The sequence below is a fragment of the Psychrobacter sp. S1-30-MNA-CIBAN-0213 genome (assembly GCF_040309845.1).
GTDB lineage: Bacteria > Pseudomonadota > Gammaproteobacteria > Pseudomonadales > Moraxellaceae > Psychrobacter.
In genome coordinates this window covers 314,480-327,673 of sequence record NZ_JBEOPE010000002.1, presented here as the reverse complement: position 1 = coordinate 327,673, position 13,194 = coordinate 314,480, and the positions used below count along the sequence as shown (strand labels likewise).

Annotated in this window: 8 protein-coding genes; 7 read left to right on the top strand and 1 reads right to left on the bottom strand. The window is 41.3% G+C overall.

The window, feature by feature from the left end; translation table 11 throughout:
* The first annotated feature begins 27 nt into the window (after positions 1–27).
* From AAEY87_RS03160 to AAEY87_RS03130, 7 genes are all read left to right on the top strand, one after another.
* Entirely contained in the window at positions 28–300 is a 273-nt protein-coding gene (locus AAEY87_RS03160; RefSeq protein ID WP_350655924.1) for a hypothetical protein, read from the top strand.
* Between the two features lie 108 nt (positions 301–408).
* Positions 409–3,390 carry a tyrosinase family protein gene (locus AAEY87_RS03155; protein WP_350655923.1) on the top strand — a complete coding sequence of 994 codons (2,982 nt, stop codon included), beginning with the start codon at positions 409–411 and terminating at the stop codon, positions 3,388–3,390.
* A gap of 468 nt (positions 3,391–3,858) precedes the next feature.
* Positions 3,859–4,605, top strand: a complete 747-nt coding sequence (gene phbB / locus AAEY87_RS03150; RefSeq protein WP_068330131.1) for an acetoacetyl-CoA reductase — start codon at positions 3,859–3,861, stop codon at positions 4,603–4,605.
* A gap of 237 nt (positions 4,606–4,842) precedes the next feature.
* Positions 4,843–5,526, top strand: a complete 684-nt coding sequence (locus AAEY87_RS03145) for a phasin family protein (protein ID WP_350655922.1) — start codon at positions 4,843–4,845, stop codon at positions 5,524–5,526.
* Positions 5,527–5,722: 196 nt separating this feature from the next.
* Positions 5,723–7,885: a class I poly(R)-hydroxyalkanoic acid synthase gene (phaC, locus tag AAEY87_RS03140; protein ID WP_350655920.1), complete on the top strand. Its 2,163-nt coding sequence runs from the start codon at positions 5,723–5,725 to the stop codon at positions 7,883–7,885.
* A gap of 179 nt (positions 7,886–8,064) precedes the next feature.
* Positions 8,065–10,590: a DUF3141 domain-containing protein gene (locus AAEY87_RS03135; RefSeq protein WP_350655919.1), complete on the top strand. Its 2,526-nt coding sequence runs from the start codon at positions 8,065–8,067 to the stop codon at positions 10,588–10,590.
* 258 nt (positions 10,591–10,848) lie between these two features.
* Positions 10,849–11,850: a D-cysteine desulfhydrase family protein gene (locus tag AAEY87_RS03130; RefSeq protein WP_350655918.1), complete on the top strand. Its 1,002-nt coding sequence runs from the start codon at positions 10,849–10,851 to the stop codon at positions 11,848–11,850.
* 239 nt (positions 11,851–12,089) lie between these two features.
* On the opposite strand, the gene AAEY87_RS03125 is transcribed toward AAEY87_RS03130, so the two are convergent.
* Positions 12,090–13,070 (bottom strand): glutathione S-transferase family protein, encoded by a 981-nt coding sequence (locus AAEY87_RS03125; protein WP_350655917.1) that lies wholly within the window; start codon positions 13,068–13,070, stop codon positions 12,090–12,092.
* Positions 13,071–13,194: the final 124 nt, after the last annotated feature.

The following is a 13,194-nucleotide window of genomic DNA, read 5'->3' as shown; positions in this document are numbered from 1 at the left end:
AAATATCTGGCTAATGGAGAAATTAAGATGAATGAGAACAACAAACATACCCCAGACGAGAAGTATCCCAAATCCATAGAGTATAAAGGACGGAAAATTACCTTTTCTAAACTGCCAAACTCTGACAAAAGCCAAAAGATTTTACAGATCTTAAAGGTTGAAGTAGATGACAAAGCGTTTAGAGTCTTAGAGTTCCATGATGGATTATTCGAGTCCGGTTTAACGCCGTATTCTTCATACTCATCACCGATTGAGTTGGTACAAGACGTGATTGATAACATACCGGATTTCAGACAATAACCTATTTGATATACACAGTTTATGCAAATTCACAATGCCTGGACCTTTGCTCATAGTCATTCATTTCAAGCATCTAATTCCAAGCATCTAATAAAGGAATTGTCACTCATGACTTGTAGAAAAAACGTGAATTCTCTGACGACAGAGGAAAAGGCCGCTCTCATTAGCGCTATTAAACTCATGAAGGCTGAGTTATACGAATATGTTGACGATGAAAATGATGCAGCACACGTACGCGCCTTATACCCTTTAATAAACAATACCTATGACAAATATGTACTTGACCATTATATGGTCGCGAACTGGGCAACACCGGGGGGTTGGGGTTGGGTTGAAGATGAGGAAGACGCTGACATGCCCATGATTCGAAATGGAGCACATCGCGGTCCAGCGTTTTTACCATGGCACCGTGCGTTTATACGCCAGTTCGAGCTAGACTTGGACAGATTGGTACCTGGGGTGACATTGCCATATTGGGACTGGGCATCAGATGCAGCGGACCCCATGAATGCGGCTGTTTGGGCGAATGATCTTATGGGCAGCAATGGATCTGGCGCAAATAACATTGTTCAAAGTGGTCCATTCAGGGCAGACATCTGGGATATCGTTGAAGTTGACGTTGGCGTTGATTTTAGTGAACTGAATCTGGAAAATCCACAGGTTCGAATTGATGGAGATCTGGTTCGGCGATTTGGCCTTAGCTCTAGGGCTCCGAACTTGCCCACTCAAGCTCATATTGACGAAATTCAGGGAATAACGCCATATGACAGCGCTAATTTTAATAGGAATAGCGATGGTTATCGCGCCGCGAACGAAGGACGTATGGCTCTTGCAAGTGGGTTCCCAAGCACATTATCCAATACTCATAACCGCGTACATGAATGGATAGGGGGTTCTATGTTTCCTTCCACATCTCCCAATGATCCGGTCTTCTTTCTACATCATTGCTTTGTGGATAAACTGTGGGCTGATTGGCAAGCGCTGCATCCAACAGTGCCTTATGTACCTAGCGACACAGCAAGCGATGATCTTGAGGGTCACCGCTTGAGCGACACGCTCTTTGGTTTAGGGACGCTGGTATCCGCGACGCTGGATCATCATTCTATGGGATACTCATATGATACGGATACGCCACCTATAGTGACACCTATCAACACGACGTTAGTATTTAACGCCACCCCTGTGGGTAGTACAGCGGTACGGGCTGCAACTTTTAACATAAGTCCTCCTAGTCCTGACAACAGTTTTTGTAGAGAACTAATCTTTACTATCACGGCCGGTCCAACTGGCACAGGGTTTGGAACGCCTGACCCTGACTTCGATAGGGTCGTCGTTAATAGAGACAGTACTAATGTGGCACAGGTTTGGTTTTCGTACACGGCAACCAGTGTCGGTGATTCAGTTACGGGAACTGCGCAAGTTACCTGTGTGCAAACAGGACAGACTTGGTCAATTGATTTGTCTGCCAACACTATCGCTAAACCAACGGTCGCCACCGTTTTAGTGCTGGATAAATCTGGTAGCATGGCTTGGGGCGCAGGCGATGGTCGGTCGCGTATTGAAGTGCTCAAGGATAGCGCGCCTGTATTCGTTGAGCTATTGGGTGACGAGGACGGTATTGGTGTGGTGTATTTCGACAATGATGCGACTCCGGGAACTCCGATCGAGGTTGCGGGCGCATTAGGGAGTGGCTCTGGGCGTATAGCTGCGAATGAAGCCATCACAGATCAACCATCACCTCCTGGCGGTTCAACGTCTATTGGTAGTGGGATTGAGTTGGCAAGTAGCGAGTTAGCTGATTTAGCATCTGGTAGCTATACTCATACTGCTATGGTGGTACTAACGGATGGTCATGAAAACCGATCGCCTTACATTAGCCAACTTATAGATGATGGCATCATCAATGACAGTGTCTTTGCTATTGGCTTGGGAACGGCGCCGCAGATCCGCCCTGCTGCTTTGGAAGCATTGACTGGTAGTACAAATGGTTACGTCTTAATGACCGGTACTTTGGATACTGATGACTACTTTACGCTTCAAAAATACTTCTTGCAGATATTGTCAGGGGTTAAAAATACGGAGGTAGTGATGGATCCCGAGGGTTGGATTCAACCTGACCGTGAGATACGTATTCCGTTTGATCTTAACGAAGCAGATATCACAGCGAATGCAATCTTGTTGACGGGAGACGTTCTACCAGATGTTTTTCACTATGTGCTTGAAACCCCGAGTGGCAAAATTATCGATCCAAGCATTGCCAATGCTTCTGTTGAGTTAACGTTTTCAGCAAATAAACATGTGCAGTTTTATCGCATGACTTTGCCGACCGCTGTTGCAGGTTTCGAAGAACGTGAAGGTCAATGGCATGCAGTCCTTAATCTGAATGAAAAAGTATTCGCTAAATACTTAGCCAGCCTCGAAAATGACCGTGAAAAATGCGATGAGGTCAAAACACACGGGCTACGCTATTCTTTCAATGTGCATTCTAGTTCTGATCTACGCCTTAGAGCGCAGCTTGAGCAGGCTACCCGAAAACCAGGCGGCATGATAACTTTATCAGCTCAATTGACTCAGTACGAACGACCATTGGATAATGGTGCGTCCATCCGAGCGGAGTTGGAAAGACCTAACGGCACTAAAATCAACCTAACCTTATCGGAGGTTGAGCCTGGTGTTTTTAACGTCACATTTAATGCAGGGTCAGCCGGTGTCTATAAGGTGCGAGTTTTGGCTAAAGGACAGTCAATACAAAACAGCCCTTTCACAAGGGAGCAGCTCTTAAGTGCTTCTGTCTGGATAGGCGGTGATGATCCGTTGCCGAGCAGTAGCAGGGATGGAAGTGAACAGCAACTCTGCCATCTGCTTATGTGTCTGCTAGAGAAAGAGAGTATTCGCAGCTTCCTCAAACGACAAAAGATTGATGCCGAAGAGGTGAGCGAATGCCTCAAGAAAGTTTGTGAAGATGACAATCAATCGGAATTACGGCCCGAGATTGCCAAAAACAAACAATTGGCCGATACCTTACTCGCGTTTGCTAAGAACCCAAACCTCATAGCAAAGTTGCTTAAAGCTGCGAAAAATATGTCGTAGTTTTATAAACATATAAAAAGCCAAAGGGATGAAATAATTTTTCCCTTTGGTTTTTAATTTAACGTATAAATGATCTTCAGAAACTTCTATTCATAGAAAACTCTATAACATTATTTAGATAATTAGCTGATACAACTACTTCGGTCTCAAGTATTCGTTTATTCGGGTTTTTTTGTGTGCCCTTAATTTGTAACATCGAAATGTTAGATTAAAGACACGTTTACGTAATAGTTATTAGCTTATAGAACCTGATTTCTGATAAAGTAAGATTTGCAGGCTTTTACTCTTCATTAGTTTACTAATGATAATCGGTCCTCATTTGGTATTAAACCCTTACAAATAACAATGATTTATTACCAACATAGGATAACTATCACGAGATAACTATGTTATATTCTGAAAAAAGAATACAGCTGTACACTAATTATTCATTAACGAACAAGGAAGTTTTTTATGCCAAAATCAAATATGTCAGATAAAAAAGTTGCTTTAGTAACCGGCGCGCTTGGTGGCATCGGTACGGCTATTTGTGAAAAGTTAGTGGCTAGTGGCTACCATGTTATTGCAACTTTAAGTAAAGACGATCCAGAACGTACGAAGAAGTGGTGCGATGACAATGGATTTGACTCGAGTAACTTTGAGTTTCTGGCCGTTGATGTGAGTAATCACGAAACCGCGATGGTAGCGATTCAACAGACAATTGATAAGTATGACAGTATTTACGCCTTGATAAATGGAGCAGGTATTACTCGTGATAGTAGCTTCAAAAAAATGAGCTTTGCGCAGTGGAAGGAGGTAATTGATACCAACCTAACGTCTCTTTATACCATTGTTCATCCAGTTTTTGTAAAAATGCTAGAACAAAAAACAGGCCGCATTGTCAATATCAGCTCGATAAATGGTTTACGTGGTCAGTATGGACAGACGAACTATTCGGCCGCTAAAGCAGGCATTATAGGATTCACTAAGGCTCTAGCGTATGAAGGTGCTACTTCTTCAGTTACCGCCAATGTCGTCGCTCCCGGTTATACATATACGCCCATGGTAGAAAGTGTACCTGAACACATAATGGATAAAATCAAAGAAACTATACCAATGAATCGTTTAGCTAGTGCAAATGAAATCGCTGCTGCTTGTATGTATCTTATTAGTGATGACGCAATATTCGTCACAGGTGAAACCATATCAGTTAATGGTGGTCAATATATGTCTTAACTCTAATTTTAAATAAATTATATTTGTTACATTACTAAAGAATGTCACAAACTTAATAACATTATAATGTTTTCTTAACAACCAATACGCGTAATTTTTTTAACCATCAATCCCCGGAGTAGTAATATGTCACAGCAAACCCCTCAAGATTATATGAATCAGTTTAACGAGAGCGCAAAAAAAATGTTCGAGCCTTGGACAAAGCTAAATCAATCATTCGATACACGGAGTAATAATATGTCACAACAGACCCCGCAAGATTACGTGAACCAGTTCAATGAGAGTACACAGAAGATGTTCGAGCCTTGGACAAAGCTAAACCAAGCTTTTTTGAAAAACGCTGAAATGATGACCGAGTTTTCACTTAATACTATTAAGACCTACGCAGAAATGGGTCTAGAGAATATGCGTCAAGTTTCAGAAATAGACTCTCCAGAAGCTGCCAAAGACTTTAGCAGCAAGCAAGCAGAAATGCTTAATACAATTAGTCAAAAAATGCTATCAGATGCTCAGCGCATGACAGAGCTTGGCAGTAATATGCATGATGACGTTATGAAGGTTTTGGGTGAAGTTCAGGGTCAAACCAGTGAAAAAATGCAGGAAAATATGCAAAAAACTGCTGACCAAGCAACCAAGACAGGTCAAGAATACGCAGCAAATATGAATAAGATGGCTGAGCAGTTTAGTGAGCAAGCCACAAAGGCTGCAAAAACTGCTACCGGCACAAATACACAAGCAGATACCAAATCAGATACTAAAGCCGATACCAAATCAGATACCAAATCAGATACCAAATCAGATACCAAATCAGATACTAAAGCCGATACTAAAGCTGATGCTAATACAAATTCCAATGCTAAGACAAATGCAAAGACTGGTACTAGTAATACTAGCAGCACTGGAAAATCAACAAATAAGTAATTGTAATTACTAATGAATTTAATTATCTTATTAGTAGTTAATAATGAGATATCATGTAATTATCACACCTAAAAGGTGGGTTAGATAGCTCTATCCCATCTTTTTTCTATTGTGTTAGCAGTGTAAAGTTATTGTGCTTGCACTTTCGTACAAATTAGATGTAGTTTATAGCTAGATATCGTTTATAAACAGGAACATGGGTAAAGATATGGATAATCAGCAGTCCGATAGGGATAACCAGCAGTCCGATGAACAATCAAACAAGTCATCCCACGAGTCAAATACACAAGATAGTCAAAATAACCAAGACAACACTAATGATGCCTTTAATTTTAGTGGCTTTGGTCAACAATATTTAGATCAGTTGAACCAAGTTAGTCAATTCAACCAATCTTTATTTAATCAATCTGGTCAAACTTCAAACCCATTTGAAGCCAATATGAAACTATGGCAAGATTCAATCAATAATTTTGGCAACTTCATGATGCCGAATGCCATTGGTAACATGGGTTCTCAGAAATCAGACTCATCGCAAAATGATAAAAATAAAGACCAAAAAACCGCACAAAACACTGACAACGATGCGGGTGATTTTAACGAATTGACCCAAAAGTTATTTAGCGAAATGTTAAAACGAGTCGGTCAGGACGATAATATAAGCCAGTCCCTAATGCTTAATTTGATAGACGGATGGCAGCAGTTTAATACTGGCGTCACAGACAAAAGCCCCACTGCGTTAATTGAACAGCAAACAAATCTGTGGAAACAGCAGTTCCAACTGTATCAAAACACCCTAATGAAGGGATCAGAAAATCAACCACAACCTATCGTTACCCCAGAAAAAGGCGATAGACGCTTTGAAGATGATGAATGGACCAACAATCCTGTTTTTGACTTGCTAAAACAAAGTTATCTGCTAACGGTTAACGGCATGATGGACACCATTGATAATACTGAAGGTGTTGATGAAAAAACTCGCCAGCGTTTATCCTTTTTTACTCGTCAATGGCTAAATGCAATGGCACCAAGTAACTTCTTATGGAGTAATCCTGAAATACTGCGATTGACCATGGAGTCAAAGGGACAGAATCTAGTAAGGGGACTCAAGCAGCTAACAGAAGACATGGAAAAAAGCTCTAAAATGCTGAGCATTCGCATGACTGATAATGATGCTTTTAAGCTGGGTGAAAACATCGCCACGACGACGGGCAAAGTGGTGTTCCGCAATCGGTTGTTTGAGTTGATACAATATAATCCAACTACAGCCAAAGTTAATAAACGCCCTCTATTGATTGTACCGCCATGGATTAATAAGTTTTATATCATGGATTTAAAAGAGAAAAACTCATATATCCGTTGGGCACTTAATGAAGGTCATAGTGTATTTGTTATGTCGTGGGCCAATCCAACGCGGGCTTATAAAGACGTCGATATGAAAGACTATATGCACGAAGGGTTGCTGACTGCTTTAGATGTCATTAAAGAGATTACTGATGAGCCGGATGCCAACGTCATCGGTTATTGCATCGGCGGTATGTTACTGGCGTTGACGCTGTCTTGGTTAACTGAAAATGAGCAGGCAGATCGTATTGCTAGTGCTACTTTCTGGGCCACGATATTTGACTTTAGCGATCCTGGGGATTTAGGCGTATTTATTGATGAACGTACGGTGAGTGCTCTTGAACAAGAAGGAGATCAACAAGGTGTATTCGACGGACGATTAATGGGCGCCGCCTTTAGTCTGTTACGTGAAAACAGCCTTTATTGGAATTATTATGTGCAAAATTACCTAAAAGGTGAGCGTCCTATTCCTTTTGATCTCTTATATTGGAACTCTGATGCCACCAACGTGACGGCCGCATTGCACAGTTTTGTACTACGTGAGCTGTACCTAGCTAATAAGATGATTAAAAAAGGCGAACTAGAATATGACGGTGTGAAGATTGATTTGTCAAAAGTGACTATCCCAACCTATGTCGTGGCAACATTGCAAGATCATATCGCCAAATGGAAAGGGAGCTACGCGTCTACACAAGTGCTCGGTGGAGATGTTACTTTTGTACTCGGTGAGTCAGGACATATCGCTGGCATTATTAACCCGCCAACGGGAAAATACGGCTTTTATATACATGAAGATTATGTCGCCGATCCTGATGAATGGTATGCCAAAGCAGAAAAACAGGATAAGAGCTGGTGGCTGCATTGGGGAGAGTGGATCAAGAAGCACAGCGCAGGCGAAGTAGATAGCAGACAACCGGGTGTGAAGCACACAGGTAAAGAGTGGCAGGTAATATGTGATGCTCCGGGAGAATATGTACACGTTAGAGCGGATGAAGCTTTACGCCCGATTAACACCTAATTGACAGTTCTTATATTTTGGTTAATAGCTAACTTTACCGGATAGTAAATAGGGGCGGTATACAGCTCCTATTGAACTTAAGACTTAGTATCAAGATTTCAGTATCGAGATTCAGTATTAAAATCAATATATACAATGTATGAAAAAACATGATCGTTAACTCAAAATTGGAACCAGCTATGTCAGACATTATTGAAGAAAATATTGAAAATCCAGACAAAGCCGAAGTATGGTTAAGTCGTAGCAACCCACATCATAGAGCTACAGGTTTGATACCAAACTTTCAAGATATGGTAAACCATCAATTTTACAAAAATGAAAGTACCTTAGACGAACTCAACCTACAAAATCACTATAGGACAGATAGTGCTGGTTTGCTAATAGAAGTTACTTGTAAACATCTACAACAAAATCATCAACAAATTCAAGAAAACATACGGACACTGAGTCAAGACAAGAATGCCATCATGAACAGTTGGCAAAAGACGTATACCCCAAAAAGGCTATGGCAAGAATGGTTAAGCTACAGCACTGACAGTAGTAAACGATTTTTACAAACGGTCGATGTACTCAAGGAGCGTGGCGATATTTTTCTTGAGCATGAGCTGGCTGGCTGTCCACCGGTTTTAGATTATGATTATCAAGTAATCATGGATGCAAGCAAGTTTGAACGCCCGTGCAACTATGTCTTACTGAGAATAGAGCCGCCTGAAGGGATTGTCACCAATGACAATGAACGCCCTTATATTATTATCGATCCTAGAGCTGGGCATGGTGCTGGTATCGGCGGCTTTAAACATGAGAGTCAAGTCGGTGTCGCACTTAATCAGGGGCATCCTGTATATTTTGTGGCGTTTAAGCGTCTTCCAGAGCCGACACAAACCATTGCCGATATTACTTATGCAGAAGGAAAGTTTGTCCGTGAGGTAGAAAAGAGACATCCAAATGCAGAGTCACCAGTAATCATTGGTAACTGTCAGGGTGGATGGGCAGCGCTCATTTTAGCTGCAACCAATTCAGATATTAAAGGCCCTATCGTCTTAAATGGTGCGCCTATCTCAGCTTGGAGCGGAGAGGTTGGGATCAATCCAATGCGTTACAAAGCAGGTGTCAACGGTGGCACTTGGCTATCCATGCTTAGTGCTGATATGAATAACGGGGTGTTCGATGGGGCAGCACTGGTCGATAATTTTGAAAAAATGACCCCCTATCGCAACTATGTGGGAAAATATTACGACTTATACAAAAACCCACAGGCTAATCGTCAGCGCTTTCTTGATTTTGAACGCTGGTGGGGTGGATTTTTCTTGATGAATGATAAAGAAATTCAGTGGATTGTAGAAAATATCTTTATTGGTAATCGTCTTGCTCGCAATACCGCACAGCTAGAAAAAGGGACAAATATTGACCTGCGTAATGTCAAAGCACCGATTATAGCTTTTGCCTCACGTGGTGATGATATTACTCCTCCACAACAGGCATTAACGTGGATTTTGGATGCTTATAGTGATGAGAGAGATGTTGAAGTATGCGGTCAACGTATCATCTATATGATTCATGAACAAGTAGGTCATTTGGGTATCTTTGTGAGCTCAAAAATAGCCAACCATGAACATACAGGTATTGCCTCGATAATGGATATGATCGAAGTTTTACCTCCTGGACTCTATGAGTTGGATATTGACCGTATTGAAGGATCTGGGCAAGAAAAAACGTTTACCGTTGATTTGAAGCGTCGTACTTTTGAAGATTTAAGTCAGGCGATAGGGGATAATCGAACGGATGAAGAGTTATTTAAGGCAGTACATCGCTATTCGATGACTCAAACCCAAGCTTATGAGCATAATTTGCGCCCACTAGTGAAGGCTATGAGCAATGAGACTTCTGCTCAATTTATGCGTACTATGCACCCACTGAGACTGCAAAGAAGCATATGGAGTAGTAAAAATCCGCTAGCAGTAGCTGCCTGTAATTTGAGTAAAGCAATTACTACTACAACCGATCATCAACAAAGTGAAGACTTCGTTCCTACACAAAAAACGCAAAAAACGCATCAGCCTTCTGATGTTTATGCCAGAGTAAAACTGCCAGCTATTGAATCTATGCAGCAGGATAACCTTTTCTTGCAAGTAGAAAAAATGTTTATGGATAGTGTTAGAGTGACGCTAGACTTTTGGAGAGATTGGCAAGGTAGGTATACAGAGAGTATGTTCTTTGGCATTTGGTCAATGCCTTGGTTTCGTGAGTATGGAGAATCAGTAGGCTCACGCCGTCTTTTGAATAAAGACGAATTGCATGAATTGCCGAAGGTAGAGGAGGCACTGACCAAAATCGCTGAAGGTGGTTTTAATGAGGCGGTTGTGCGTATGATGATCCTATGCAATATTGTTGCTGATAATAACATAGACCGTGACCAGCTGATGCGTTTGACCGAAGTGCTTACTGAGCAAGAGCCATTTACTCACTTGTCGCATGCTGATTTGGCGGCTATGATACATACTCAGACGCTTATCGTTCGTTTTGCTGAAGATGCCTCTATTAAATCTTTAAGCACACTAATCGAGACTAAGCCAGAACGCATCGACGCCTTCAAATTGGTTTACTATGTGGTTGGCAATAAATCAGAAGACAAGAACCCTGATACCTTGTCAATGATGAATGATATTAAAACAGTATTAGATTTGACGGATGCTGATATCAAGTAGTAGTTTTCACAAGCACAAAAACCTCAAGTATTCGTTTACTTGGGGTTTTTTTGTCTGTTAATTTATTTAATAACACCAAGAGTTTTATGAATAAGTCGTTAATATGCCAAATATCTAGGCAAGATTTAAAAATAGCTTCTTTTACTACTTTTGGTAGTGTGCTATTAATATAAGTTAAATAACAACCTATGAATAACTATTATCAATGGATAAGGTTTAACATCATCCATAATTTTCTTATTATAAAATGGACAAAACATGGAATATAACCACATAGCTAGAGAGTCATTAGGCTTCTTCCCAACACCATTAATTGAACTCACTAGATTAAGTAAACAGCTTGCTGGCCCTAAAATTTTTATGAAAAGAGATGACAATACGGGACTAGCACTAGGCGGTAACAAAACCCGCAAGCTTGAGTTTATCATCGGTGATGCGCTTGCCAAAGGCGCAGATACGATTATTACCGCAGGTGCTGCACAATCAAACCATTGTCGCCAAACGGCAGCCGCTGCAGCGAGCTTGGGTCTTGAATGTCATTTGGTGTTAGGAGGAGAAGAGCCTGAGCAAGTAAGTGGCAATCTGTTGCTGGATAAAATATTCGGTTGTCATATTCATTGGGCAGGAGCCAACCGTAAAGGTGAAGACATTCCTAAAATCGTTGAGCAATTAACCAAAGCAGGCAGGAATGTCTATGTGGTGCCTTATGGTGGCTCAAGCGAGCTAGGTGCTTTAGCATTTGTAGAAGCCTTTAAAGAGCTAGAGTCGCAACGTGAAAGCATCAACGAAACATTTACTCATATCGTCTTTGCCTCCAGCTCTGGTGGCACACAAGCAGGCTTAATGCTTGGTAATAGAATATTCAACTCGCCTTATAAGATAGTAGGTATCAACATTGATAAAGGCGAAACCGATAAAGTGCCATTTGATCAATATACTATCTCTCTTGCTAACAGTACGGCAAAACTCATCAATGCAGATTACGAGTTTTCAGAGTCTGATTTAATTCTTAATTCTGATTATGTTGGCGAGGGTTATGGAGTGGTTGGCACACTCGAAAATGAAGCCATTGAGTTGACGGCGCAAACAGAAGGAATATTATTAGATCCTGTTTATACGGGTCGTGCGATGGGCGGGCTCATAGATATGATTCGTACGGGAAAAATTAAGAAAACCGACCGTGTTTTATTTTGGCATACTGGCGGTGCGCCTGCCTTATTTGCCTATTCAAGTGAGTTGGATGTCACTCAAAGACACTAATAAAACTACGTTTAAACTTTAAAAAAAGAGGCTGTCCATGATTATGAGAATAATCTTAGGCAGCCTTTTTAGTATGCGAATGCTTATCTATTTACTATAGTCGATACTAAATAAAATGGATACGTTATTTGATAACACGAAACTGGTATAAGTTTTTCTGGCTTGCTGTGCCTACGCAGATAGATGCTGCTAAAAATTCATACCAGTAGTCCTGTATCTTGTTATCGTTACTTGTCTATTTATGATAACTGCTCGCGACCATGTGGCGTATTAAAGTCAATATAAGGACCGACAGGTACGATGCCAGTTGGATTAATATTGGCATGACTGGTGTAATAATGGCCCTTGATATGATCCATATTTACGGTCTCGGCTATACCTAGTACTTGGTATAAGTCTCGCAGGTAGCCCCAAAGGCTAGGGTAGTCGACGATACGGCGCAGGTTACATTTAAAGTGACCTACATAAACGGCATCGAAACGCACAAGCGTGGTAAAAAAACGCCAATCAGCTTCTGTAATGGTATTGCCGACCAAATAACGCTGGTCTTTCAAACGCTTCTCTAGTACATCTAGCGCATCAAATAGCTCATTAACGGCTTCTTCGTAAGCTGCTTGCGTGGTTGCAAAGCCAGATTTGTAAACCCCATTATTTACCGCAGAATATACAAACGCATTAACCTCATCGATCTCCGCTAATAGCTCTGACGGTATAAAGTCACCTGATAGCGCACCAACCTCATCGAAGGCTGAATTGAACATACGAATGATTTCGGATGACTCGTTACTGACGATAGTGTTGGTTTTTTTATCCCATAAAATAGGGACGGTGACGCGTCCTGTATAATCTGATTTTGCGGTAGTGTATATCTCATAAGCGTAGTTAGCATGAGAAATAGGGTCGGCAATTACCCCAGCGCCATCTGCAAACGTCCAGCCGTGATCGCCCATATAAGGATGGACGACAGATAGCGAAATCATATCTTCCAAACCTTTGAGTTTACGATAAATAGTCGTGCGATGTGCCCATGGGCAGGCCAAAGACACATATAAATGATAACGATTAGGTTCAGCTTTGAAGCCGCCTGTACCTGTTGGTCCTGCGCTACCATCTTTGGTAACCCAGTTTCTAAAGCCTGACTCTTCACGTTTAAAATGGCCGCCACTAGCATCGGTATCGTACCATTGGTCCTGCCATTTGCCATCGACTAATAAGCCCATACCGATCTCCTATCTATTTTGATTTTAGTATTAATTTTCAATTTAAATTCGAATGAAAAACGACTATAACGAGGATTGATAAAGATAGGTGATAGTTCAGCTTGAGTATCTATTAAAAAAGGTA

What these genes read in the sequence shown, in the direction of transcription:
- AAEY87_RS03145 (WP_350655922.1), top strand. Translation starts at nt 4,843, where the DNA reads ATGTCACAACAGACCCCGCAAGATTACGTGAACCAGTTCAATGAGAGT.
- AAEY87_RS03135 (WP_350655919.1), top strand. Translation starts at nt 8,065, where the DNA reads ATGTCAGACATTATTGAAGAAAATATTGAAAATCCAGACAAAGCCGAA.
- phbB (WP_068330131.1), top strand. Translation starts at nt 3,859, where the DNA reads ATGTCAGATAAAAAAGTTGCTTTAGTAACCGGCGCGCTTGGTGGCATC.
- AAEY87_RS03155 (WP_350655923.1), top strand. Translation starts at nt 409, where the DNA reads ATGACTTGTAGAAAAAACGTGAATTCTCTGACGACAGAGGAAAAGGCC.
- AAEY87_RS03125 (WP_350655917.1), bottom strand. Translation starts at nt 13,070, where the DNA reads ATGGGCTTATTAGTCGATGGCAAATGGCAGGACCAATGGTACGATACC.
- phaC (WP_350655920.1), top strand. Translation starts at nt 5,723, where the DNA reads ATGGGTAAAGATATGGATAATCAGCAGTCCGATAGGGATAACCAGCAG.
- AAEY87_RS03160 (WP_350655924.1), top strand. Translation starts at nt 28, where the DNA reads ATGAATGAGAACAACAAACATACCCCAGACGAGAAGTATCCCAAATCC.
- AAEY87_RS03130 (WP_350655918.1), top strand. Translation starts at nt 10,849, where the DNA reads ATGGAATATAACCACATAGCTAGAGAGTCATTAGGCTTCTTCCCAACA.